The sequence below is a fragment of the Aeromonas veronii genome (assembly GCF_040215105.1).
Classification (GTDB): domain Bacteria; phylum Pseudomonadota; class Gammaproteobacteria; order Enterobacterales; family Aeromonadaceae; genus Aeromonas; species Aeromonas veronii_G.
The window spans coordinates 2,665,802-2,688,987 of record NZ_CP157875.1 but is presented as its reverse complement, the minus strand read 5'-3'; the positions used below and the strand labels follow the sequence as shown (position 1 = coordinate 2,688,987).

Below are 23,186 nucleotides of genomic sequence, written 5' to 3'. Positions count from 1 at the left end.
GCGGTTGCTTAGAACGGGGAGTCTGGGAAGTAGAACTCCTTGGCCGTCTGCGGGGTGATCAGCACCGAGGGAATGATGGTATTGGTCGGCAGCGGCTCACCCTTGAGACGAGCCTCGGCGGTGAGCATGATGGCGTCATACATGAACTTGGGGGAGTAGGAGACGTTGGCCTGGATGCGGGGATCGCTGCCATCCATCAGGGTCTTGATCGCTCCCTTGGCACCGGCGCCGCCAAATACAAGCTTGATGTCGGTGCGCTTGGCCTGATCGATGGCCTTGAGTGCCCCCACCGCCATGTCGTCATCGGCAGCCCAGACCGCGTCGATGTGCTTGAAGCGGGTCAGGAAGTCCTGCATCACCTTGAAGGCGTCGTCCCGGTTCCAGTTGCCATATTTGGCGTCAAGGAGCTTGATGTCGCCGTGCTGCTTCATCACGCCGGTGAAAGCGTCGAAACGCTCGTTGTCCAGGGTGGTGGGAATGCCGCGAAGGGCGACGATGTTCCCCTTGCCATTCAATGTCTTGGCCATGAACTCCGCCGGCAGTTTGCCAAAGGCGGTGTTGTCACCGGCCACGTAGGCATCCTGGGCACTGGTGTCGGTGAGGCCCCGATCCACCACGGTGACATAGACCCCCTTCTGCTTGACCTGGGCCACCGGCTTGGTCAGGGAGGCCGACTCGAAGGGGAAGATGACCAGGGTATCTATCTTGTTGACCGTCAGCAGATCCTGCAGCTGGTTGGCCTGATCCGGCGCCGTGGCGGCGGTCTTGACGATCACCTTGAGGTCGGGGTGTGCCTTCTCCAGATCCTCCTTGGCCTTGTTGGCCCACCAGACGATCCCCGCCGTGAAGCTGTGGGTCGCGGTCGGGATGGAGACTCCCAGCGTCATCTTCTCGGCTGCCGAAACGCTGCTGGCACCGAGCAAGAGGGCGCAAGCCCCCAGAGTGTGTAGCATCTTGTTCATCTTGATCGCCTCTTGACTGTTGGGCATCTGCCCGTTCCGTGTCTGGCGAGATAAGCCCCGCCGTGCCTGTTACCCGTTCTCGCTTTCTTCTATTCGCTCAACGCCTGCGTTGCATGAAGGCGACCATGATGATCACCACCCCTTGTACCGCGGCATTGAGATAAACGCTGATGATGCTGGTCAGATTGAGGATGTTGCTGATGACCGACAGGAGAATGGCTCCTACCAGAGTGCCGAAGATACGTCCTTCACCCCCCTTGAGGGAGGTCCCCCCCACCACCACGGCGGCGATGGCTTCCAGCTCCCACAAAAGCCCGGTGGTGGGGGTGGCGGAGCCCAGACGCGGCACATAGAGCAGGGTGGCGATGCCGACGCAGACCCCGAGCAGTGCATAGGTGAGCAGCTTGACCCGATCGACCCGGATGGCGGCGTAGCGCGCCACCTGCTCGTTGGAGCCGATCGCCTGTACGTGGCGGCCGAAGGCGGTGCGGTTGAGCAGCAAACCCCCGGCCAGCGCGACCAGCAGCAGGACCCAGACCGGAATGGGGAGCCCCAGCAGGCTGCCGTAATAGACGGGGCTGTAGACGTTGCCGAGGGTATCATCCAGGGTCAGGGCGCCCCCATCGGCCAGGTAGGTCAGCACGGCCCGGAAGATGCCGAGGGTGCCGAGGGTGACGATGAAGGGCTCAATCTTGCCGCTGGTGATGAGCAGGCCGTGACCGGCCCCGAATAGCAGGCCGAGTATCATGGCCAGTGCGATACCGAGGCTCACCACCAGCAGGGGGGCATCCGCCAGTATCCCGGTGCCGAGCTGGTTCATGATGAGGATCATGGCCCCGGCGATGAGGGCCGCCATGGCGCCGACCGAGAGATCGATGCCGCCGGACATGATCACGAAGGTCATGCCCACAGCGATGATGCCGATGAAGGCGGTGCGGGTCAGCACGTTGAGCAGGTTGTCCAGGGTGGCAAAGTCGGGGTTGAGCAAGGTCCCGAGCAGGCATAGCAGGATAAGCCCCAGCAGCGGACCCGTGCCCGAGAGCAGGGTGGAGAGCCGCGCCTTGCGGGTATCAGTGAGTGCCGGTTGCATGAGCGATCAACTCCTCTTCGGTCAGATGATGGGCAGGCAGCACCGCCTGCAGGCGGCCAGCCCGCAGCACGGCCACCCGGTGGCACAGGCCGATCAGTTCAATCAGCTCGCTCGAGATGACGATGACGGCGCGTCCCTCGGCGGCGATCCGCTGGATCAGAAAGTAAATGTCCCGCTTTGCGCCGACATCGACCCCCCGGGTGGGCTCGTCGAGCACGATCACCCGAGGGTCTGGGTGCAAAAATTTGGCCAGGGCCAGTTTTTGCTGGTTGCCCCCCGACATCATCCGGGCCCGGATGGAAGGGGCCCCTGCCCGGATGCCGAACTCCTCGATGGCGCGATCGAGGGCCGCCCGCTCCGCCCCCTTGTCCAGCCAGGGGTGGGCATAACGCGCCAGGGTCATCAGGGTGAGGTTCTCGGTCAGCCCGAGGTCGATGTGCAGCCCCTTGCCCTTGCGATCCTCCGGCAGATAGGTGAGGCCCTGCGTCGCGGCGGCGCGCGGGCTGTCGATGTGCACCTCCCTGCCCGCCAGCCAAAGGCTGCCGGCCCGGCGCTCGCGCAGGCCGAGGATGGCCTCGAAGGCCTCGGTGCGCCCGGCCCCCACCAGGCCGGCGAAGCCGTAGATCTCGCCGCTTTGCACCTCGAAACTCAGATCCTCGACCCAGCCGGGGACGCAGAGCCCTTTCACCGCGAGGGCGGTGTCGTTGCCTTGCGGGGGAGAGAGCCTTGGAGGGAACATGTCGGACATCTCGCGTCCCACCATCAGGTTCGCCATCTGCTGGCGACTGAGGGAGGCCGTCTCTTCGCGGCTGACGAAACGGCCGTCGCGCATGACCACCACCTCGTCGGTGACCCGCTGCACCTCGTCCAGCTTGTGGGAGATGTAGATGATGGTGGTGCCCTGGGCCTTGAGCCGGGCGATGAGGGCAAAGAGCCGCGTCGTCTCGCCAGGGGTCAGGGTGGCGGTCGGTTCATCCATGATGAGCAGTCGCGCCTGCCGGGACAGGGCCTTGGCAATCTCCACAAGTTGCTTCTCCGCCACGATAAGCTGCCGTACCTTGGTAGAAGGATCCCGCTGCAAGCCAACCTGCTCCAGGTAGTGGCGGGTCTGGCTGGCCATGGTGGCTTCGTCCAGCAACCAGCCCCGCTTCAGCTCATGGCCGAGGAACAGGTTCTGGGTCAGGGTCAGGTGTTCGGCCAGGTTGAGTTCTTGATGGATCAGCACTATGCCTGCCTGCTCTGCCTCACGGGATGAGGCCCACTGACACAGCTTGTCATCGATGCGGATCTCGCCGGCGCTGATGGACTCGTAACCGGCGAGCATCTTCATCAGGGTGGATTTGCCCGCGCCATTTTCCCCGAGCAGGCCATAGACGCGTCCCGCCGTCAGGCTGAAGTCGACGCCGTGCAGCACCCGGATAGGGCCGAACTCTTTGTAGACACCGCGAAATTCGACACTGAGGCTCATCCGTTTTTTCCTATGGCAATCGCCCCATGGGGCTGCTGGTGAAGGGGCATCAGGCGCTGCCTCTGATGACGAGGCTGTGCGGGAGCAGGCGTCCTGGGGGTGGGCTGCCAGGGGTATTCAAGCGCTGCAGCAACAGCCGGACCGCCTCGGCCCCCAGTTCGTCCATGGGCTGCGCCATGGTGGTGAGGGGAGGGGATAGGTGCCCGGCCAGGGCGATGTCATCGAATCCCATGATGGCGATGTCCTCCGGGATGCGCAGACCGGCTTCCTGCAGTCGTTGCATCAGGCCGATGGCCAGGGCATCGGCGACCGCGAAAACGGCCGTCGGGCGCGCCGGACTGTCGAGCAGTTGCTGCGCCACCTCGGCCCCCGCCTGAAAGCTGAAACTGCTGACCCGGATGTTCCACTCTTCTGCCAGGACCAGCCCCGCTTCCGCCAGGGCCTGGTGAACACCGGCTTCCCGTTGGCGGGCATAGAGATAGGCGGGGTCTGCGCCGATGAGTGCGATGCGGCTATGGCCGCGGCCAAGCAGATAGCGAACCGCCTCGGCCGCCGCGCCCTGGTTGTCGATGCCCACATAGGGGACGGGCATGGCGGGATCAAACTCGCAGCAGGCCACCCAGGGCAGGGCATTGATCTCCTGGCTCAATCCCTGCTGGATGGAGTCGGGATCCAGACAGATGGCGCCATCGGCCCTGTGGGTGCGCAGCAGCTCGAAGGCCGAACGTTCCCGACCCGGATCTGCGCCGGTGTCGCACAGCAGCACGAAGTAGCCGTGCTGACGGGCGACCCTGTCGATGCCCCGCACAATCTCGATGTAAAAGGGGTTACCGAGATCCGGCACCATGATGAGCAGCAGCCCGCTCTTGGCGGTGCGCAGGCTGGTGGCGAGCTGATTGACCCGATAACCGAGCTCATCGATCGCGCGGTTGACCTTGGCCCGGGTCTTGGCGGTCACCCCTTCCTGCTGGTTGAGTACCCGGGAGACAGTCGCGACCGATACCCCGGCCCGCGCCGCCACGGCTGCCATGGAGACGGGATTGACGGGGGCGGAGGCTCGGCTCATTGGGATTTCCTGTGTGAAATGTAATCGATTACATTTCTAGATGAGGGAAGGTGAGTTCGCAAGTTTTTGGTAACAAAAAATAACAACAATTTATGTCTTTGATTTAATGGCGATCTATTGGGCTGAACTTGCATGCACTTTAGGGGATTAGCCAAGAATCCCGGTTCGGGGAAGGGGGCATCACGACACATCTTCATATTCTGAGTGAGACATTGTTGGCATGGGCCGGTGAAAAGGGGCGTCTCTTGTGTCATGCCAGATGGGGAAGTCTGGCCGTCGGTGTCTTGAGGGCCCTCGTTTAGCGGCTTCTGAATGTCGTGCAAGCGCCCTCTGGACGTTAGCCTCCAATCATGAACACCCGGGATTGTCGTATCTCGCCCTGTATTCATCCGGCGCGGCCTGGCTGGCTCACACAGGGCCCAGAAAATGTGTGAAACGAAGACTTTTCCGGTGTTGCATTCCCGCTGCTCCGCTATGCCAGGGACGGCGCCCAGCAACGCCAGCGACGATAAGAGTGAGCCGCAATGCAGGCAAGCCAGGTTTTTCGTTGCCACATCCATTCTTGTTCCTTCTCGAGTGCGCCCATGCCAGAGGGTGAGTCCCGCTCATCTGCCCCGCGTTGGTTGGCCATATCCATCGATGTTGAAAAACATTTCTGTCATGTTTTATTGTTATGTTATAACGAATCGTTTTTTTCAACTGGTAATGATTTTCGTTTGGATGGACAGGATGACAAACAGATACAGGCATGCAGTATGGTGCGCCCTGGCGCTGATGGCAGGGGTCAATAGCGCCCATGGCAAACCGCTTTCCATGGTGGGACCCTGGGAGATCCACAGCATAGATCCCGCCAGCAACGGGGTCTTCTTTACCCGCATGCAGGTGGCAGAGACGTTGGTCGAGGTCGATGGCAAGGGGGCCTTGCTGCCCGGTCTGGCGAGCGCCTGGTCTGCGTCGGAAGATGGTCTGCAGTGGCGCTTTACCCTGCGCCCTCACGCCCATTTTCACGATGGTTCCGAGGTGAGCGCCGCGCAAGCTGCCTGGGCTCTGCAACAGGCCTGGCGAAAACCTGGGGTATTGCAAAGCGCGCCCATCGCGGCCATCGAAGCCAGGGAGGGGGCCCTCATGGTCATCCTGCACGAACCATTTGCTCCCCTGGCCGCCGTGCTGGCCCACCCCAGCACCCAGATCCTGGCCAGGGCTGCGTATGACGACAAGGGGCAGGTGACCCGGGTCATCGGCTCGGGGCCTTATCAGGTAACCCGGTTGCAGCAGCCCCAGCGGGTCGAAACCACCCGTTTCGATGGCTGGGATGGACCCAAGCCTGCCATCGAGAAGGTAAGTTATCTCACGGTCGGGCGTCCCGAGAGCCGCACCCTGATGGCCGAGAGTGGTCAGGCCGATATCGCATGGGGGCTGGATCCGGTGAGCATCCGCCGTCTGCAGCAGGCACCCCGGGTGGAGATCGCCTCGGTCACTCTGCCGCGCACCATTCAGCTCAAGTTGAACGGCTCCGACTCGCGCCTGAGCGATCCCGCCGTACGCCGTGCCCTCAGTCTGGCGACCGATCGGGTCGGCATGGCAACGGCGCTGCTGCGCGATCCCGAGATGGCGGCGACCCAGCTCTTCCCCCCGAGTTTGCGTGACTGGCATCAGCCAGGGCTGAGCCCGCTGGCCTATGACGTCAAGGCGGCCGAGGCGGCCTTCGCGGCGGCGGGCTGGCACAAGGGGAGTGACGGCGTGCTGCAAAAAGGGGGCGAGCGTTTTGCTCTGACCCTGCGCACCTTCCCGGACAGGCCGGAGCTGCCGCTGCTGGCCACCGCACTGCAGGCCCAGTGGAAGGCGGTGGGGGTCGATCTCAAGGTGGCGGTGGGGAACTCGAGCGAGATCCCGGCGGGCCATCAGGATGGCTCCCTCCAGCTCGGTCTCTATGCCCGCAATTACGCCCTGGTGCCGGATCCCCTGGTGACCCTGCTGGGGGACTTGGCCCCTGGCGGTGCCGACTGGGGGGTGATGAACTGGCAATCCTCCACGCTGACCAGCCAGCTTGCCGAGCTTGGGCGGGGCAAGCTGGCCGCTGACGAAGCCGCCCTGCTGCGCCGGGACATCGCCACCACCTTGCAGCAGGAGCTGCCGCTGCTGCCGCTTGCCTGGTATCGCCAGAGTGCGGCGGTGAGCCGGGATCTCAACGGCTTTGAACTGGATCCCCAGGAGCGCAGCTACTACCTGACCCAGCTCTCCTGGAGCCAGAAATGAGCAGCATCTCGATGAGTGCCGTGATGGGGATCCTGAGCCAGCGCTTGCTGCAGGCCATGATGGTGGCCCTGCTGGTGGCGGGTCTCTGCTTTCTGATGGTGCAGTCCCTGCCCGGGGATATCGCCTTTCGTATCGCCGCCGGTCGCTATGGCTATGACTATGTCACCGCCGAAGCTGCCGCTGCGGTGCGCGCCGAGCTTGGGCTGGCGGGATCGGCCCTCGGTCGCTTCGGCGACTGGCTCTGGGCATTGCTGCAGGGGGATCTGGGCAACTCACTGGTGACGGGCGCGCCGGTGGCGGGGGAGATAGCCCATCACCTGGGGGCGACCCTCTCCCTGGCGCTGACGGCCGTGGCCCTGGCACTCCTGTTGGCCCTGCCGCTGGGCAGCCTGAGCGCCTTGCGCCCGGGCGGGATCTGCGATCGCCTGACTCTGGGCTGGAGCGTGCTGATGCGCGCACTGCCTCCCTTCCTGCTCGGTCTGGTGCTGATGGTGACGATCTCCGCCAAGCTCGGCTGGCTCAGTGCTGCTGGTCACGGGGAGGGGCACAACATCTGGCTGCCCGCCCTGACCCTGGGGCTCGGCCTCTCCGGCGTGCTGGCCCGGGTGGTGCGCGAGAGCGTGCTGGGGGTGGTGACGTCTCCTTACTATCGCTTCGCCCGGACCAAGGGGCTCTCTCCCTGGCGGGTCTTCTGGCGTCATGGTCTGCGCAACAGCGGGGTCAGCGTCATCGCCTACACCAGCGTGCAGTTGGTGCTGCTCATCGAAGGGGTCGTGGTTGTGGAGAGTCTGTTTGCCTGGCCCGGCATCGGCCACGCCCTGGTGCATGCCGTCTTCTGGCGCGATGTGCCCATGGTACAGGGCACTGTGCTGGTGCTGGCGGCGCTCTTCGTGCTGCTCAATACCCTCACCGACCTGCTTTGCCTGCTCATCGATCCCCGCGGTTCCAAGGAGTCCTGATCATGTCCTCTTCATTCAAGGCAGGCCTGCTCCTGCTGTTGCTGATGGTGCTGTTTGCCCTGCTGGCGCCCCTCGTCTGGGCCGATCCGGCGGCGCAGGATCTCTCCCGCTTCCTGGCCGGTCCCTCCTGGCAAGAGCCTTTGGGGCAGGATCAGATGGGGCGCAGCCTGATGGCGCGGCTGGCTGCGGCCACCCGCCTCTCCCTCACTCTGGGGTTGCTGTGCGTGCTCACTGCCGCCTTGCTCGGCTGCCTGCTCGGTTGGCTCAGCGTCTGGCGCGGTGGCTGGCTGGACGGCCTGTTGCGCAGTCTGGCTGACGGCGTGCTGGCCCTGCCCAGCCTGCTGCTGGTGCTGCTCTTCTCCGCCATGGCCCAGGGCGGTTTTGCCATCCTCTATTTCGGTCTGGCCATGGCCCAGTGGGTGGAGTACTACCGGGTGGTGCGGGCCCGTAGTCGCACCCTGCTGGCCTCTCCCCAGGTGGAGGCTTCCCGTCTGCTTGGCTTCGGCAATGGCTATGTGATCCGTCGCCACCTCTGGCCCGAACTGGCTCCCCAACTGCTCACCATGATGGCCTTCGGCCTCGCCGGGGCCATCCTGACCCTCTCAACCCTGGGCTTCGTCGGGGTGGGCATTCAACCCCCCACGCCCGAACTCGGGCTGATGATGACGGAGGCACTGCCCCATTATCAGGAGGCGCCCCGCCTGCTGCTGGCCCCCATCGCCGTGATGGGATTGATGTTGCTGTCCCTGGTGTTGCTCACGCAGGGCGCGAAGCGCCAAGAGAGTGAGCCATCCCCGTTGGGGTCAATGCAGCCAGTGAATGCAGGAGTAGCGTCATGAGCGTCATACATATCGAAGGTCTCAAGGTCGACGATGGTCACCGGGTGCTGTTGCAGGAGCTTGACTTGCAGCTCTCGCCGGGGCAGGCCTTGACCCTGATCGGGGAGAGCGGCTCCGGCAAGTCCCTGCTGGCCCATGCCCTGATGGGCACCCTGCCCGAACCGCTCGGCGCCCAGGGGCAGCTGTCGCTGGCGGGGCGGCACTACAGCCTGGGGGCGCCGGAGCGGCTACGCGCCCTCTGGGGACGGGAGCTCGCCATGCTGCCCCAGGAGCCGGTGCTGGCGCTGGATCCTACCATGGGGCTGCTGCGCCAGGTGGAGGAGGGGTGGCTCGGTGGGCGGCAGGAGGCCAGAGTGCGGGCCAGGGCCGCCTTGTCAGGGCTGGGGCTCGATGGGCGCGAGCGCCACTTCCCGCACCAGATCTCCGGCGGCATGGCCCAGCGAGCGGCCTTTGCCGCCGCCACCCTGGGGCAGGCGCGCCTGCTCATCGCCGATGAACCCAGCAAGGGGCTCGACAGCCAGGCCCGTGCTCACTTGCAGCAACGGCTGCAGGGCTACCTCGCCGAGTCCCGCCACCTGTTGACCATCACCCATGATCTCGCCCTGGCCAGGGCCCTGGGGGGCTGGGTGCTGGTGATCCGGGGCGGGGAAGTGGTGGAGCAGGGGCCTGCCGAGCGGGTGTTGCACCACCCCCTCCACCCCTATACCCGCCAGCTGCTGGCGGCGGAACCAGCGGCCTGGCCCGTGCCCCGCTTCCCGGCCAAGGGGGAGTGGCTGCTCAAGGGGGAGGGGCTCGGCATGGGGTACGGGGAGCACACCCTGTTCGAGGGGCTCGACGTGCAGATAGCCGAGGGGGAACGACTGGCCATCATGGCGCCGAGTGGCGTCGGCAAGAGCACCCTCGGCAATCTGCTGCTCGGGTTGCAACGGCCGCGGGCCGGGCGGGTACGGCGCCGGGAAGGGATTGAGGCCCATCGCTGGCAGAAGCTCTATCAGGATCCGGTGCAGGCCTTCGCCAGCCGGGTGAGCCTTGGCACCCTGTTCGAGGATCTGCTGCGGCGCCACCGCCTCTCCGGCGCCGTGCTGGACGCCTATCTGGAACAGCTCGGGCTCAGCCCCCGGCTGCTCGCGCGGTTGCCGAGTCAGGTCTCCGGCGGCGAGCTGCAGCGGCTCTCCCTCATCCGGGCCCTGTTGCTGCGCCCCGTGCTGCTGTTTGCCGACGAACCGACCTCGAGGCTGGATCCCCTCAGCCAGCAGCAGACCATGGCCTGCCTCGACGGGGCCCTCGGCGAGATAGGCTGCGCCCTCTTGCTGGTGACCCACGACGAGGATCTGGCCATCAAGATGGGGGAGCGTTGCCTGCGCCTCGGCCAGGGGGCCCAGCCAGCCGCATCCGCCCGGCCCGCTCTGGCGGCCTGTGGATGAGCGGCGACCCGGAAGAGGCACAGATAACCCGCTGATTTTCAGCATCGACGGGGCCATGAGCCCCGTCACATTAGAAAAACTAGGGAAAGAAGATTATAAAGATTCGTTCGTTTTTTGTGACATGAATCACTAATATTACCGCTGCCAGCAGAGCGTCCTGCTCCTGGCAGGTGCGGGTCCTCCGCCTTGTGTGTTTACCCTCAGTGACCTTGTTTGGATCCCCTTGCAGCCCTCTGCCAGGGGCGTGGCAGCATTTTGATGATTTGCGGACAACAGCTATGAATCGGCACAGCTTCTATCCCCTGTTTTTCCTGACCATATTGATGGTCGCCGTGGGTCAGATGACCCAGACCCTGTATGTCCCCTCCATTCCCATGATGGCGGGGGACTTCCACGTGGCCTCCGGCCAGCTGCAGGCGGTGATGGCTTGCTACCTCATCCCCTACGGCCTCTCCCAGTTTGTCTACGGGCCGCTCTCCGATCGCATCGGTCGCCGCCCGGTGTTGATCATCGGCATGATGGTGTTCCTGGTGGGTACCCTGACCATCCAGCTGATCCCGCACTTCGCGGCCCTGCTGGCCGGCAGCTTCATCCAGGGGCTGGGCACGGGGGCGGGCGGCGCCATGAGCCGTACCGTGATGCGGGATCGCTACAGCGGCGCCGAACTCAACCGGGCCAACAGCCTGGTGAGCATGGGGGTGATCTTCTCCCCGCTGCTGGCGCCGGTGCTGGGGGGCTGGCTGACCGAACTGTTCAACTGGCGCGCCGGTTACTGGTTCCTGTTCGGCTTCGGTGCCTTGACCACATTGGCGCTGCTGCTCTGGTTCGCCGAGACCCTGCCCGAGGCTGCCCGCCAGCAGCCGCTGCGGGTCAGTGCCGCCTATCGCCACGTGCTCGGCAATCCGCGCTTCCAGGGCAACCTGCTCTGCCTGATGGCGACCTTCGCGGGGCTGGCGGTGTTCGAGGCGGCGGCCGGGGTGCTGCTCGGCGATGTGCTCAAACTGAGCGCCCGCACCGTCAGCGTGCTGTTTGTGCTGCCGCTGCCCGGCTACCTGTTCGGCGCCTGGCTCTCGGCTCGCCTGAGCTATCGCCTGAGCCAGGGCAAGCTGATGCGCCTTGGCATCGCCTTCCTGGGGCTGGGGTCGCTCATCATCCTGTTGCCGGGTCTGTTCGGGCTGGTGAGTGCAGCCTCCCTGGTGGGCGGTGCGGCCGTCTACTTCATCGGCAGCGGCATTCTCTATCCGACCGCGACCTCCTGCGCCATCGAGCCCTTCCCGGGTCAGGCGGGGACGGCCGGTGCCATCCTCGGCGGCATGCAGAACCTGGGGGCGGGTATCGTCACCCTGCTGGCGGCCAGCTTCCCCATGCAGGGTCAGCTGACCCTGGGGGCCATCATGACGGTGATGGTGCTGATCGTGGCCTTGAGCTTCCTCTGGTTGCGCCATCATGGCTCACCCCACGAGCAGATGGCCGTGTGACAGCCGCTTGAATCCCCAAGCCCGCCCCTCAACCGGCGGGCTTTTTTATGCGCCGACCCCGTGGAACGGCGGGAATGGGGGCAGAGTGAAGCAGAGTAAAACGCTGCCTTAAGGCAATATGGCAGTCATGGGTGGCTGGTTTTTGGTGGGATAGTGGTGGACATTGCCATGCAGGCAGAAATCAGGCAAAGAAAATGCCCGTCAGATACTGACGGGCATTTTGAGTTGGCACCCCGGAATGCCGTTGCCGGTTTGGGCCCTTGAACCGTCGGTTCAAGGCGGGGATCGAGTCTGACCGCAGGCTTCTCGGTCGAGCCGAGCATGCGCAATAGCCAGAAGGCAGATCCCCTGTTTGGTATGAATATCGGCTCGGGGACTTGAACCGGCTGACAAACACTCCAGGGAATTTTAAAACGGGTGGCGATTAGGGCTGCAGGCCCTCTTCATTGGACTCGCCATATTGTCCGTGCTCGATCAGGGCTGCTTCTATGGTGCGTTGCAGCATCTTGATCCGCTTGTCCATGGTCTCAGAGTATTGGTGGTTTTTCTCTTTTTCAAGGCAAAGCTCATGACAGAAGTTGAGCGCCGCCATCACCGCCAGCTGTTCGTTGCTGGAGACCTTGGAACGCTGACGCAAGTCGATGAGCTTGTCCGACAACTGGTCGGCGGCCTGGCGCAGGGCGTCCTGTTGTCCCAGGGGACAGGATACTTTGTAGGGACGTCCCAGAATGACGATTTCTACGGCCTCTATGCTCATGCCTTCCTCAATACGGCGGGGCTTTTCTCCGCCTTTATCCACGTGGACAACTGGGCGGGACTATATAGCGCAGATGCAGAAGTTTCAAGGCCTTGCTGGCTCTGGAAGGGGGAGAATGCTAGGATCCTGACCATAAATTTCGCATATTTGCCTGAACTTTGAGCGGATCTTAGATGAGCAAAACAACCCCCCTGAAATACGCGGCCGTGGCCGACCTGATGGAGCAGCACGAGCTGATGGCGACGGCTGTCGAGGCCCATGGCGTCATCTGTGGTCTGATCTGCGGTGGCGTGGTGCTGGACGACAAGAGCTGGCTGCCGCCCTTCAACGATCTGGTCAACGACGGTTTCGGTCTGCCGGCCCCGGTGCGCCAGGTGATGACCGATCTCTATCAGGGCGTCATCGAGAGCCTGATGGCCCAGAAGGGCGTCGAGCTGCTGCTGCCAAGCGATGAGGCTCCCCTCGATGAGCGCATCGATTCGCTGGTGGACTGGTCCCAGGCCTTCCTCGCCGGTTTCGGTGTGGTGCAGCAGGAGCTCTCCCGGGCTTCGGAAGAGCTGCAGGAGATGATCCAGGACATCGCCAGCATCACCCAGGTGAGCGCCGAGTTCGATCAAGAGGACGAGGAGAACGAAGCCTCCTTCCTGGTGCTCTACGAGCACGTGCGCCTCGGCGTCATGATGGCGTTCGAGGAGTTTGGCAAGCGCCCGCAGACCCCGAGCACGCCGCCGACCCTGCACTGACCCCTCGCCAATCGTTGAACGGAGCGCCCCTGTGGCGCTCCGTTTTTTTGCGCCATTGCCTATGGCGATGCGCAGGTTCCGGCAGGACGCTTGCTTAAACGCCGGTCGCCGCTGCGCTTTTTGCCCGCGCCGTCGCATCCTGCCCCCGGGCTTTGTGGTAGCATTGCTCCACGTTTTCAGCTTTCTTCCTCATCTCATGTCTCAATCCTCTCTGGTTAACGTCGATGTGGCTATCGTCGGCGGCGGTATGAGCGGTGCCGTGCTGGCACTCTCCCTCGCGGCCCTGCGCGGCGCGGATGGCGAGCCCCTGCGAGTCCTGCTGCTGGAGGCGAGCGCCCCCGAACTCAATGCGCATCCCGGCTTCGACGCCAGGGCCATCGCCCTGTCGGCCGGTACCTGCGAGGCCCTTGTCCGGCACGGGATCTGGCCGCGCTTCGCCCCCCACTGCGCCCCCATCACCCATATCCATGTCTCCGACAAGGGCCACGCCGGCCAGACTCACCTCACCGCGGCGGAGTACGGCTTGCCAGCGCTTGGCCAGGTGATCGAACTGTCCGCGGCCGGGATCACTCTGCAACAGGGGATGGCACAGTGCCCGCACATCCGGGTCTGTTGCCCGGCCCAACTGGCGGACATCGAGCCGCTGGAGGAGGGGGTCAGACTGCGCCTTGCCAGCGGCGAGTACTACCAGACCCGGCTGCTGGTGGCGGCCGATGGGGGCAACTCCACCGTGCGCCAGCACTTCAAGCTGCCGGTGACGCGCCACGACTACGGCCAGAGCGCCATCATCGCCACCGTCAAGACGGCCGAGGATCCGGCCGGCCGCGCGTTCGAGCGTTTCACCGAGGGGGGGCCGCTGGCCTTGCTGCCCATGCAGGAGGGACTCTCCTCCCTGGTGTGGAGCGTGCAGCGGGATCAGGCAGACGCCCTGATGGCCCTGGATGAGCAGGCTTTTCTCGCCCAGTTGCAGCAGGCGTTCGGCTGGCGGCTCGGGCGCTTCCTGCAAACCGGGGTTCGCCATGTCTACCCGCTGGCCCTGGCGGCCACCGACTATCCCCTGGCCCAGCGTACCGTGCTGGTGGGCAATGCCGCCCATCTGCTGCACCCCATCGCCGGCCAGGGTTTCAACCTCGGCATGCGCGACCTCGACCTGCTCACCCAGGCGCTGGCCAGGGCGCTGGCCGCCGGGGAGGACATCGGCAGCTTCGAGGTCTTGAACAGCTATTGGCGCCAGCGCCGGGACGATCAGGCCCATACCATCTGGCTGACTTCGTCTTTGGCCCAGCTCTTCTCCAACGGCCATGGCCCCCTGGTGGCGGGCCGCAATCTGGCGCTCTCCCTGATGGGGCGCCTGGGCTGCCTCAAGGCGCCGCTGGCGAACCAGACTCTGGGGTTCGTCAGCCAGACGACGAGATGAGGGAAATGCTGCCAACGAGCAGGCTCCCCGCTAATTGATTGATGATGCCGGTGGCCACGGCGGCCGGTCAGAAGGAACAAGAAGATGCAAATGCAGACGGTGGATGTGGTGATCGTGGGGGGCGGCATGGTGGGCCTCGGACTCGCCGCCGCCCTCAAGAACAGCGCCCTGAGTGTGGCCATCGTCGAGGGGCAACTGCCCGAGACGACGCTCGGGGAGGCGCCGGACAACAGGGTCAGTGCCCTGAGCCTTGCCAGCCAGCGGATCCTGCAGGCCGTGGGGGCCTGGGATGGCATCGAGGGTCGGCGCCTGCAGGCCTACGACAAGATGGCGGTGTGGGAGCAGGACAGCTTCGGCCACATCGATTTCGATGCCGCCAGCCTGCGCCAGTCCGCCCTTGGTCACATCGTCGAAAACCGGGTCATCCAGCTTGCGCTGCTCGATGCCATTCTTGATGGCAATGGTGGCGCCGGCAATATCCAGCTGCTGAGCCCGGCGCGGGCCAAGAGCCTGCAAGTGGGGGAGGCGGGGGCGGTGCTGCTGCTGGAAGATGGCCGCGCCCTCTCGGCCAAGCTGGTGGTGGCGGCCGATGGCGCCCACTCCTGGGTGCGCCGTCAGGCGGACATTCCCCTCACCAGCTGGGATTACGGCCACCACGCCCTGGTGGCGACGGTGCGCACCATTGAACCCCACGAGGGGGTGGCCCGCCAGATCTTCACCCCGGATGGTCCGCTCGCCTTCCTGCCCCTGTGGCAGCCGGATCTCTGCTCCATCGTCTGGTCCATTCCCGCTGCCCGGGCCGAGGCCCTCTGTGCCTGCGACGAAGCATCGTTCAATCGCCAGCTCACGGCGGCCTTCGACGGCCGGCTTGGGCTGTGCAAGGTGGAAGGGGCCCGTGGCGCCATCCCGCTCACGGCGCGTTATGCTCGCGACTTTGCCCGCGAGCGGCTGGTGCTGGTGGGGGATGCGGCCCACACCATACACCCGCTGGCAGGGCAGGGGGTCAACCTCGGACTGCTGGATGCGGCGACCCTGGCGGAGCAACTGCTCAAGAGCCAGCGCGCCGGCGCCGACATCGGCCTGCTCGCCAACCTGCGCGGTTACGAGCGCTGGCGCAAGAGCGAGGCCGCCCGCATGCTGGCGGCGATGGAGGGGCTCAAGCGGCTGTTTGGCGGTGGTCACCCCCTGAAGAAGCTGGTACGGGGCGCCGGACTGCGGATGGTGGATACCCTGACGCCCCTCAAACAGGGGATGATCCGGGCCGCCATGGGGCTGGACGGAGAGTTGCCGGCCCTGGCCAAGGGTGAAAAAATCTAATATTACCCAGGCTTTATCGCAATAAAACTAATCTGACGAGGCTGAATGCCCCCATGGAGCACCAGCCTTTAATGTTGGCGTAGACGGAAACGTTTTTCTGTAAATTGTGACGAAACGGTAAAAACCAACATTTAATCTCGCAAAAAGCCGGTTGATACTGTTTTTATCACTGTTTTTACCTTAGTGTCTGGTGTCAGTTTAAAGAGTGTGGATTAGTTTTTTTTGAGCGGAGGCATTCTGCTCTTGTCATATAATCCGCACCGTTCACGGAATCACTCTTGCCCTGCAAGGGCGAGAACGAGCGCAGACCTGGCGAGCCAGTCTCTCTCCTGTACCGGAGCGAGGAAGAGGCCAGGTGTTGTCGCCAACGCTTTAGGGCTCTTTGCTAAGGAAAGAATGCGATGATCCAGACTACAGTACTGCATCCCAAGCACCTGGAAGCGGGCGCCAAGATGGTGGATTTCCACGGTTGGGAAATGCCCATCAACTACGGTTCCCAGCTGGAAGAGCACCACGCGGTGCGCACCGATGCGGGCATGTTCGATGTCTCCCACATGACCATCGTCGACCTCACCGGCGAACGGGTCAAAGCCTTCCTGCAACACCTGCTGGCCAACGACGTGGCCAAGCTCACCGTCTCCGGCAAGGCCCTCTACAGCGGCATGCTCAATCCGGATGGCGGCGTCATCGATGACCTCATCACCTATTACCTGACCGATACCTTCTACCGCCTGGTGGTGAACTCCGCCACCCGCGAGAAGGATCTGGCCTGGATCCGCCATCACGCCGCCGATTTCGGGGTGAACGTCACCGAACGTCCCGAACTCGCGATGATCGCGGTGCAGGGCCCGCAAGCCAAGGCCAAGGCAGCCAAGGTGTTCAGCCCTGAGCAAAACGCCGCAGTGGAAGGCATGAAGCCCTTCTTCGGCGTGCAGGCCGGGGATCTCTTCATCGCCACCACCGGCTACACCGGCGAAGAGGGCTACGAGATCGTGGTGCCGCAAGAGCAGGCGTGCGATCTGTGGCAGGCACTGCTGGATAACGGCGTGGCTCCCTGCGGCCTCGGTGCCCGGGACACCCTGCGTCTGGAAGCGGGCATGAACCTCTACGGTCAGGACATGGACGAATCCATCTCTCCACTGGCCGCCAACATGGCCTGGACCCTGGCCTGGGAGCCGGCGGATCGCCAGTTCATTGGCCGCGCCGCCCTGGAGGCCCAGAAAGCCGCCGGCACTAGCCCCAAGCTGGTCGGTCTGGTGATGGAAGAGAAGGGCGTGCTGCGTGCCGGCATGCCGGTCACCTTCACCAGCGCGAGCGGCGAGAGCCGGGAAGGGGTGATCACCTCTGGCTCCTTCTCCCCGACCCTGGGTTACAGCATCGCCCTGGCCCGTGTCCCCCGCGACATCGGTGCCGAGGCCCAGGTCGAGATCCGCAAGAAGCTGGTCACCGTGAAAGTCACCAAGCCAGCGTTCGTGCGCAACGGCCAGCCGCTGGTGTAATTCTTGATTGCGGTGAAGGCGTTACCCCTTCGCCCGTTACTTTTGTTGAAGCGATCCAAGCACATCATAAAGGAAGCAGAAATGAGCCATATCCCGAGCGAACTGAAATATGCCACCTCCCACGAGTGGATCCGTGTCGAAGCCAACGGTGAGGCCGTGGTCGGTATTACCGAGCACGCCCAGGATCTGCTGGGGGACATGGTGTTCGTGGATCTGCCGGAAGTAGGCAAGCAGGTCAGCGCCGGTGAGGAGTGCGCCGTGGCCGAGTCGGTGAAAGCCGCCTCCGATATCTACAGCCCGGTGAGCGGCGAGATCCTGGCCGTCAACGAAGAGCTGGAAGGCAGCCCCGAGCTGGTCAACTCCGATCCCTACGACGCTGGCTGGCTGTTCCGCATCAAGCTGAGCGACGCCAGTGAGCTCGCCAACCTGCTGGACGCCGACGGCTACCAGAACGTGGTGGACGAAGAGTAAGCATGCCGGGCCCTGCAAGGATTTGCAGGGCCTTTTTGTTTGGCCGCCAGTTGCAGCTGCTGCCCTGGTGGCCGGGTGAAGTCGCCCGCGCCAGCCCGCGAGTCCCAGCCGGATGAGACGGGCAGGCCGCCAGAATCGCGACCCCCGTCGATGCCCCTTGCGCATCTCGTGCCTGCCCGCTGGGCGGTGCACCGAACATGAGTGGAGTCGGCGCCGCCGGCTCGAGAATATCTATCAGGGCTTCTTTAGCAGGACCTATTGATCAGGAAATCAGGGAAATGACCCAGTCACTGTTTGAACTCGAACAAAAAACCGACTTCATCCGCCGCCACATCGGCCCGGGTGAGGAAGAGCTGCGCGCCCTGCTGGCCGTGGTGGGCGCCGAGAGCCTGGACGATCTCATCGATCAGACCGTCCCCGCCGCCATTCGCCGTCCGGGCCCGCTCGGCATCGGTGCTCCCATGACCGAGGTGGAGGCCCTGGTCAAGCTCAGGGGCTACGCCGCGAAGAACAAGATTGCCAAGAGCTACATCGGCATGGGTTATCACGACACCCACGTGCCCCATGTCATCTTGCGCAACGTGCTGGAAAACCCGGGCTGGTACACCGCCTACACCCCCTATCAGCCGGAGCTGGCCCAGGGCCGTCTCGAGGCGTTGCTGAACTTCCAGCAGCTCACCCTTGATCTCACGGGGATGGATCTCGCCAGCGCCTCCCTGCTGGATGAGGCCACTGCCGCCGCCGAGGCCATGGCCCTTGCCAAGCGCATGGCCAAATCCAAATCCAACCTCTTCTTCGTGGCCGACGACGTGCACCCTCAGGTGATCGACGTGGTCAAGGAGCGGGCGGTGCACTTTGGCTTCGATGTCCAGGTGGGCCCCGCTGCCGAGGCGGTGAGCGAAGAGGTGTTCGGTGCCATGTTCCAGTACCCGACCACTACCGGCAGCGTCACCGATCTGCGTGCTCTGATCGCCGCCGTCCAGGCCCAGAAGGGTCTGGCCTGCGTCGGCGCCGACATGCTCTCCTTGCTGCTGCTCAAGTCCCCCGGCGAACTGGGGGCGGACGTGGTGTTCGGCTCTGCCCAGCGCTTTGGCGTACCCATGGGTTACGGTGGCCCGCACGCCGCCTTCTTCGCTACCCGCGATGCCTACAAGCGCTCCATGCCGGGCCGCATCATCGGCGTCTCCAAGGATGCCCGCGGCAAGGCTGCCCTGCGCATGGCGATGCAGACCCGTGAGCAACACATTCGCCGCGAGAAGGCGAACTCCAACATCTGTACCGCCCAGGTGCTGCTGGCCAACATGGCGAGCTTCTACGCCGTCTACCACGGCCCGGTGGGGCTGAAAACCATCGCCTCCCGCGTCCATCGCCTGACCTCCATCCTGGCGCTGGGGCTGACCGCCAAGGGCGTGGCCCTCAAGCACGACAGCTGGTTCGATACCCTGACCGTGCTGACTGCTGACAAGAGCGGACTGGTTGCCAAGGCCGAAGGGCTTGGTATCAACCTGCGCGCGGATCTGGACGGCGCCGTAGGCATCTCCTTGTCCGAGACCACCACCCGCGAAGACGTGGCCGAGCTGTTTGATCTCTTCCTCGGCCAGGGTCATGGCCTCGACGTCGCCGCCCTGGATGCCAAGGCGCAGGCGCACCACGCCATCCCGCAGGATCTGCTGCGCACCGATGCCGTGCTGACCCACGAGGTGTTCAACAAGTACCACTCCGAGACCGAGATGTTGCGCTACATCCACCGTCTCGAGGCGAAAGACCTGGCCCTGAACTACGCCATGATCTCGCTCGGCTCCTGCACCATGAAGCTCAACGCCACCGCCGAGATGATCCCGGTGACCTGGCCCGAGTTTGGCAAGCTGCACCCGTTCGCGCCGCTGGCCCAGACCCAGGGCTATCAGCTGCTGCTGGCGGATCTGGAAGATTGGCTGGTGAAGGTGACCGGCTACGACGCCGTCTGCATGCAGCCGAACTCCGGCGCCCAGGGTGAGTACGCGGGCCTCCTGGCCATTAAGAAGTACCACGAGTCCCGCGGCGAGGGGCATCGCGATGTGTGCCTGATCCCGGCCTCCGCCCACGGCACCAACCCGGCGTCTGCCCAGATGGCGGGCCTCAAGGTCATCGTCACCGCCTGCGACAAATTCGGTAACGTGGATCTGGACGACCTGCGCGCCAAGGCCGCCGAGGTGGGGGATCAGCTCTCCTGCCTGATGGTGACCTATCCCTCCACCCACGGGGTGTACGAGGAGACCATCAAGGAGGTGTGCGACATCGTGCACCAGTATGGTGGTCAGGTGTACCTGGACGGCGCCAACATGAACGCGCAAGTGGGCCTGACGGCGCCCGGTTTCATCGGCGCGGACGTCTCTCACCTCAACCTGCACAAGACCTTCGCTATCCCCCATGGCGGTGGCGGTCCCGGCATGGGACCCATCGGCGTGAAGCAGCATCTGGCGCCGTTCGTGGCCGGTCACGCCGTGGTCAAGACCGACAAGGAGAGCCGTGACAACGGCGCCGTGTCGGCGGCCCCGTTCGGTTCGGCCAGCATTTTGCCCATCAGCTGGATGTATATCGCCATGCTGGGTGACGAGGGTCTGAAGAAGTCCACTCAGGTGGCCATCCTCAACGCGAACTACCTGGCCAAGAAGCTGGGGGAATCCTTCCCCGTGCTCTACACCGGTCGCAACAACCGCGTCGCCCACGAGTGCATCCTGGACATTCGTCCGCTCAAGGAAGCCTCCGGCATCAGCGAGATGGACGTGGCCAAGCGGCTGATGGACTACGGCTTCCACGCACCGACCATGAGCTTCCCGGTGGCGGGCACCCTGATGGTCGAGCCGACCGAATCCGAATCCAAGCGCGAGCTGGATCGCTTCGTCGAAGCCATGACCCGTATCCGCGCCGAGATTGCCAAGGTGCAGGACGGCCACTGGAGCCTGACCGACAACCCCCTGGTGCATGCGCCCCACACCCAGGATGACGTGATGGACGAGCAGTGGGCTCGCGGCTACACCCGCGCTGAGGCGGTATTCCCGTCCGACGCCGTGCGCGCCAGCAAGCTGTGGCCTGCCGTCAACCGCATCGACGATGTGTACGGGGATCGCAACCTGTTCTGCTCCTGCATCCCGACCGAGGATTATCTGGACTGATCCCTCGTCCGATCACGGTCAGCACATGACGACAAGGCCCTGCATCAGCAGGGCCTTTTTATTTGCATCGATGACGCACTCGGCACAGATGCCGAGCATCCGGCCTGTGCAGAGGGGCGTGTCATTCCTCCGGGAGAGGGGAGGCGTGTTTGCGAGCGCGTCTGCTCGTTCTGGAAATGGCCAAAAAGACAACGCCAAGGGTCATGAAAGAGGGACCCAGCGTCCAGAAGATGTCCAGCTGGGTGGTCAGACCCACCACCATGAAGGTGATGCCGTTGGTGAGAAATACGAAGCCGAGTATCAGAAGGTTCCGGATCGAAAACATTGTGCTGCCTTGCAAATCGCCATGTGAGATGCCCCATAGTCACATGATGTGACGGATTGTGCCATCTCCGTGCGGGGCTGGCGGGAGATCACCGGTTGTGGATCAGAAGCCTCCAGATGAAGGCACACCTCGTGGATCCTGAGCAGCGTGGCGCCCGCTTGCCTGAGTCTCTTCAGTGCCCTGCCGGTGAACCTGTCCCCGGACATCGGCAAGACGCAACATCGAGTTCGAACAGGGTCAGTCAGGGGCGAGCAGGCCCTGCTTTACAGGGCCTGCTCATTCTGGGGGGGGTGGGGAAACAGGGATAGGGGCTCAGCCCTGCCTCGCCGCTTCGATGGCGGCGATGTCTATCTTGCCCATCTGCATCATGGCCTCGAACACGCGCCGGGCGACGGCCGGATCGGGGTCGGCCAGGGCCTGGGTCAGGGCAAGGGGGGTGATCTGCCAGGAGAGACCCCACTTGTCCTTGCACCAGCCACATTCGCTCGCCTGGCCGCCGTGGTCGATGATGGCATGCCAGTAGCTGTCCGTCTCGGCCTGGGTCAGGGTGGTCACCTGAAACGAGAAGGCTTCGCTGTGCTTGAAGCAAGGCCCGCCGTTGAGCCCGAGGCAGGGGATCCCCAGCACGGTGAATTCGACCGTCAGCAGATCCCCCCGCTTGCCCGAGGGGAAGTCGCCCGGGGCATAAAACAGCGCCCCGACGGCGGAGTGGGGGAAGAGGCTGGCATAAAACCGGGCGGCCTCTTCGGCATCGTTATCGTACCAGAGACAAATTCTGTTTATGGCATCTTTCATGATTGGATTCCTTCGTTAGTCTGTGTCTTGGTGGTGTTTTTGACTGCCTCTGGCCTTTGTGGGGACACCGCGGAGCCGATGTCATCGCCCAGGGCCGCGACCTTGGCGAGCCACATCAGGTCGGTTGCATGTCTCCCTGCCATCCTGGCTGGCCGAGGTTCCGTTCCCTCGCTGGGCACGCAATATTTCGCCATCAGACGGGGCCGGGCTGTCATCGGAACCTGACCCGGCGCCCGTCTATTGATATGGTGGGTATAGATGGCCCGGGCGCATTGCGACAGGGGCGGGTGACAATCAAGAGAGGAGTCTGGCATGGACAGTACCCAGCGTTTTTCGGCCCGAGTCGAGGCCTATGTGAAGTATCGGCCCGGCTATCCGGCGGCCATGCTGGATTATCTGGCGACCGATCTCGCCATGGGGCCGGATGCCAGCGTGGCCGACATCGGGGCCGGAACCGGCATCTTGACCGCCTTGCTCGCCCCCAGAGTGAAGACGCTGTGGGCGGTGGAACCCAATCCCGACATGCGGGGCGCGGCCGAGCGGCTGCTGGCGGGGGTCGGCAATGTCCATTGGCTGGGGGGCAGCGCCGAGGCGACCGGCATTGCTGCGGGGACGCTGGATCTCGTCACCGTGGCCCAGGCGTTTCACTGGTTTGATCGGGCCGCCTTCAAGCAGGAGTGCCGGCGCGTGCTCAAACCCGGTGGCTCGGTAACGCTCATCTGGAACGACAGGCTGACCGACACCGATTTTCTCAAGGCGTATGAGGCGGGGCTGCGGGCCTATTCCGGGGATTACGAAGAGGTCAATCACCGCAATCTCGATGACGCCGACTTCGCAGCCTTCTTCGAGGGAGCATATCGCCTCGAACGCTTCCCCAACCGGCAGCTGTTCGATCTGGCAGGGGTCATGGGGCGGCTCAACTCCTCGTCCTATGCTCCCGCCATCGGGACCCCGGCCTATGAACAGCTGGCTGCCCTGATCCAGCGGGAGTTCGAGCGCTGGGCGCAGGATGGGCAAATTGCCTTCAACTACCAGACCCTGGTCTACAGCGGCCGGGTCTAGGGACGCAGACGCCGCGTGGTGGACGCCCCGAAAGGGGCGAGCCGCGGGTCGGCCAGCGAGCCTGGCGCCGATACAAACAGGCCCTCATCGGTGAGGGCCTGTC

General features: G+C 64.1%; 19 protein-coding genes and 1 other RNA gene. 13 read left to right on the top strand and 7 right to left on the bottom strand.

Annotation, left to right across the window (positions count from 1 at the left end; translation table 11 throughout):
* Positions 1–8: 8 nt before the first annotated feature.
* The 4 genes from ABNP46_RS12420 to ABNP46_RS12405 form a co-directional block, all read right to left on the bottom strand.
* Positions 9–989, bottom strand: coding sequence for a substrate-binding domain-containing protein (locus ABNP46_RS12420; RefSeq protein ID WP_349918152.1), 981 nt, complete (start codon positions 987–989; stop codon positions 9–11).
* A gap of 70 nt (positions 990–1,059) precedes the next feature.
* Entirely contained in the window at positions 1,060–2,052 is a 993-nt protein-coding gene (locus tag ABNP46_RS12415) for an ABC transporter permease (protein WP_349918150.1), read from the bottom strand.
* Positions 2,033–3,520 carry a sugar ABC transporter ATP-binding protein gene (locus tag ABNP46_RS12410; RefSeq protein WP_349918148.1) on the bottom strand — a complete coding sequence of 496 codons (1,488 nt, stop codon included), beginning with the start codon at positions 3,518–3,520 and terminating at the stop codon, positions 2,033–2,035. The genes ABNP46_RS12415 and ABNP46_RS12410 overlap by 20 nt, the downstream gene beginning before the upstream one ends.
* Positions 3,521–3,569: 49 nt before the next feature.
* Positions 3,570–4,586 carry a LacI family DNA-binding transcriptional regulator gene (locus ABNP46_RS12405; RefSeq protein ID WP_349918146.1) on the bottom strand — a complete coding sequence of 339 codons (1,017 nt, stop codon included), beginning with the start codon at positions 4,584–4,586 and terminating at the stop codon, positions 3,570–3,572.
* A gap of 729 nt (positions 4,587–5,315) precedes the next feature.
* On the opposite strand from ABNP46_RS12405, the gene ABNP46_RS12400 reads away from it, so the two are divergent.
* The 5 genes from ABNP46_RS12400 to emrD all read left to right on the top strand — a co-directional run bounded on the left by ABNP46_RS12400 (position 5,316) and on the right by emrD (position 11,542).
* Entirely contained in the window at positions 5,316–6,842 is a 1,527-nt protein-coding gene (locus ABNP46_RS12400) for an ABC transporter substrate-binding protein (protein ID WP_349918144.1), read from the top strand.
* The gene (locus tag ABNP46_RS12395) at positions 6,839–7,801 is read left to right on the top strand and encodes an ABC transporter permease (RefSeq protein WP_349918142.1); all 963 of its coding nucleotides are present in this window, start codon (positions 6,839–6,841) and stop codon (positions 7,799–7,801) included. Before ABNP46_RS12400 ends, ABNP46_RS12395 begins: the two co-directional genes overlap by 4 nt.
* A gap of 2 nt (positions 7,802–7,803) precedes the next feature.
* Positions 7,804–8,640, top strand: a complete 837-nt coding sequence (locus ABNP46_RS12390) for an ABC transporter permease (RefSeq protein ID WP_349918141.1) — start codon at positions 7,804–7,806, stop codon at positions 8,638–8,640.
* Positions 8,637–10,064 carry an ABC transporter ATP-binding protein gene (locus ABNP46_RS12385; protein ID WP_349918139.1) on the top strand — a complete coding sequence of 476 codons (1,428 nt, stop codon included), beginning with the start codon at positions 8,637–8,639 and terminating at the stop codon, positions 10,062–10,064. The genes ABNP46_RS12390 and ABNP46_RS12385 overlap by 4 nt, the downstream gene beginning before the upstream one ends.
* Before the next feature lie 278 nt (positions 10,065–10,342).
* The gene (gene emrD, locus ABNP46_RS12380; RefSeq protein WP_349918137.1) at positions 10,343–11,542 is read left to right on the top strand and encodes a multidrug efflux MFS transporter EmrD; all 1,200 of its coding nucleotides are present in this window, start codon (positions 10,343–10,345) and stop codon (positions 11,540–11,542) included.
* Positions 11,543–11,768: 226 nt separating this feature from the next.
* Here emrD and ssrS read toward each other — a convergent pair.
* Together ssrS and zapA are read right to left on the bottom strand one after the other, a co-directional pair.
* A non-coding RNA gene (gene ssrS, locus ABNP46_RS12375) (6S RNA) lies at positions 11,769–11,950 on the bottom strand.
* Between the two features lie 16 nt (positions 11,951–11,966).
* The gene (zapA, locus tag ABNP46_RS12370) at positions 11,967–12,299 is read right to left on the bottom strand and encodes a cell division protein ZapA (protein ID WP_349918136.1); all 333 of its coding nucleotides are present in this window, start codon (positions 12,297–12,299) and stop codon (positions 11,967–11,969) included.
* A 173-nt stretch (positions 12,300–12,472) separates the two neighbouring features.
* Here zapA and ABNP46_RS12365 point away from each other — a divergent pair, with 173 nt between their 5' ends.
* From ABNP46_RS12365 to ABNP46_RS12335, 7 genes are all read left to right on the top strand, one after another.
* Complete coding sequence (locus ABNP46_RS12365) at positions 12,473–13,042, top strand: UPF0149 family protein (RefSeq protein WP_349918134.1); 570 nt, start codon at positions 12,473–12,475, stop codon at positions 13,040–13,042.
* Between the two features lie 196 nt (positions 13,043–13,238).
* Positions 13,239–14,459 (top strand): 2-octaprenyl-6-methoxyphenyl hydroxylase, encoded by a 1,221-nt coding sequence (gene ubiH / locus ABNP46_RS12360; RefSeq protein WP_349918132.1) that lies wholly within the window; start codon positions 13,239–13,241, stop codon positions 14,457–14,459.
* Positions 14,460–14,543: 84 nt separating this feature from the next.
* Positions 14,544–15,776 carry an FAD-dependent 2-octaprenylphenol hydroxylase gene (locus tag ABNP46_RS12355; RefSeq protein ID WP_349918131.1) on the top strand — a complete coding sequence of 411 codons (1,233 nt, stop codon included), beginning with the start codon at positions 14,544–14,546 and terminating at the stop codon, positions 15,774–15,776.
* A 401-nt stretch (positions 15,777–16,177) separates the two neighbouring features.
* A complete protein-coding gene (gcvT, locus tag ABNP46_RS12350; protein ID WP_349918129.1) occupies positions 16,178–17,275 on the top strand; it encodes a glycine cleavage system aminomethyltransferase GcvT in 1,098 nt (365 codons plus the stop codon).
* Between the two features lie 81 nt (positions 17,276–17,356).
* Complete coding sequence (gene gcvH / locus ABNP46_RS12345; protein WP_349918127.1) at positions 17,357–17,746, top strand: glycine cleavage system protein GcvH; 390 nt, start codon at positions 17,357–17,359, stop codon at positions 17,744–17,746.
* A 278-nt stretch (positions 17,747–18,024) separates the two neighbouring features.
* Complete coding sequence (gcvP, locus tag ABNP46_RS12340) at positions 18,025–20,901, top strand: aminomethyl-transferring glycine dehydrogenase (RefSeq protein ID WP_349918125.1); 2,877 nt, start codon at positions 18,025–18,027, stop codon at positions 20,899–20,901.
* A 145-nt stretch (positions 20,902–21,046) separates the two neighbouring features.
* On the top strand, positions 21,047–21,253 hold the full coding sequence (locus ABNP46_RS12335; RefSeq protein WP_349918123.1) for a hypothetical protein: 207 nt from the start codon (positions 21,047–21,049) through the stop codon (positions 21,251–21,253).
* Between the two features lie 285 nt (positions 21,254–21,538).
* On the opposite strand, the gene ABNP46_RS12330 is transcribed toward ABNP46_RS12335, so the two are convergent.
* Positions 21,539–22,021: a VOC family protein gene (locus tag ABNP46_RS12330; protein WP_349918121.1), complete on the bottom strand. Its 483-nt coding sequence runs from the start codon at positions 22,019–22,021 to the stop codon at positions 21,539–21,541.
* 312 nt (positions 22,022–22,333) lie between these two features.
* Between ABNP46_RS12330 and ABNP46_RS12325 the strand changes: the two genes are divergently transcribed.
* Positions 22,334–23,083, top strand: a complete 750-nt coding sequence (locus ABNP46_RS12325) for a class I SAM-dependent methyltransferase (protein WP_349918120.1) — start codon at positions 22,334–22,336, stop codon at positions 23,081–23,083.
* Positions 23,084–23,186 lie beyond the last annotated feature (103 nt).

Excerpts from the sequence above, each read along its gene's own strand:
- ABNP46_RS12420 (WP_349918152.1), bottom strand. The coding sequence starts at position 989 with ATGCCCAACAGTCAAGAGGCGATCAAGATGAACAAGATGCTACACACT.
- ABNP46_RS12415 (WP_349918150.1), bottom strand. The coding sequence starts at position 2,052 with ATGCAACCGGCACTCACTGATACCCGCAAGGCGCGGCTCTCCACCCTG.
- ABNP46_RS12410 (WP_349918148.1), bottom strand. The coding sequence starts at position 3,520 with ATGAGCCTCAGTGTCGAATTTCGCGGTGTCTACAAAGAGTTCGGCCCT.
- ABNP46_RS12405 (WP_349918146.1), bottom strand. The coding sequence starts at position 4,586 with ATGAGCCGAGCCTCCGCCCCCGTCAATCCCGTCTCCATGGCAGCCGTG.
- ABNP46_RS12400 (WP_349918144.1), top strand. The coding sequence starts at position 5,316 with ATGACAAACAGATACAGGCATGCAGTATGGTGCGCCCTGGCGCTGATG.
- ABNP46_RS12395 (WP_349918142.1), top strand. The coding sequence starts at position 6,839 with ATGAGCAGCATCTCGATGAGTGCCGTGATGGGGATCCTGAGCCAGCGC.
- ABNP46_RS12390 (WP_349918141.1), top strand. The coding sequence starts at position 7,804 with ATGTCCTCTTCATTCAAGGCAGGCCTGCTCCTGCTGTTGCTGATGGTG.
- ABNP46_RS12385 (WP_349918139.1), top strand. The coding sequence starts at position 8,637 with ATGAGCGTCATACATATCGAAGGTCTCAAGGTCGACGATGGTCACCGG.
- emrD (WP_349918137.1), top strand. The coding sequence starts at position 10,343 with ATGAATCGGCACAGCTTCTATCCCCTGTTTTTCCTGACCATATTGATG.
- zapA (WP_349918136.1), bottom strand. The coding sequence starts at position 12,299 with ATGAGCATAGAGGCCGTAGAAATCGTCATTCTGGGACGTCCCTACAAA.
- ABNP46_RS12365 (WP_349918134.1), top strand. The coding sequence starts at position 12,473 with ATGAGCAAAACAACCCCCCTGAAATACGCGGCCGTGGCCGACCTGATG.
- ubiH (WP_349918132.1), top strand. The coding sequence starts at position 13,239 with ATGTCTCAATCCTCTCTGGTTAACGTCGATGTGGCTATCGTCGGCGGC.
- ABNP46_RS12355 (WP_349918131.1), top strand. The coding sequence starts at position 14,544 with ATGCAAATGCAGACGGTGGATGTGGTGATCGTGGGGGGCGGCATGGTG.
- gcvT (WP_349918129.1), top strand. The coding sequence starts at position 16,178 with ATGATCCAGACTACAGTACTGCATCCCAAGCACCTGGAAGCGGGCGCC.
- gcvH (WP_349918127.1), top strand. The coding sequence starts at position 17,357 with ATGAGCCATATCCCGAGCGAACTGAAATATGCCACCTCCCACGAGTGG.
- gcvP (WP_349918125.1), top strand. The coding sequence starts at position 18,025 with ATGACCCAGTCACTGTTTGAACTCGAACAAAAAACCGACTTCATCCGC.
- ABNP46_RS12330 (WP_349918121.1), bottom strand. The coding sequence starts at position 22,021 with ATGAAAGATGCCATAAACAGAATTTGTCTCTGGTACGATAACGATGCC.
- ABNP46_RS12325 (WP_349918120.1), top strand. The coding sequence starts at position 22,334 with ATGGACAGTACCCAGCGTTTTTCGGCCCGAGTCGAGGCCTATGTGAAG.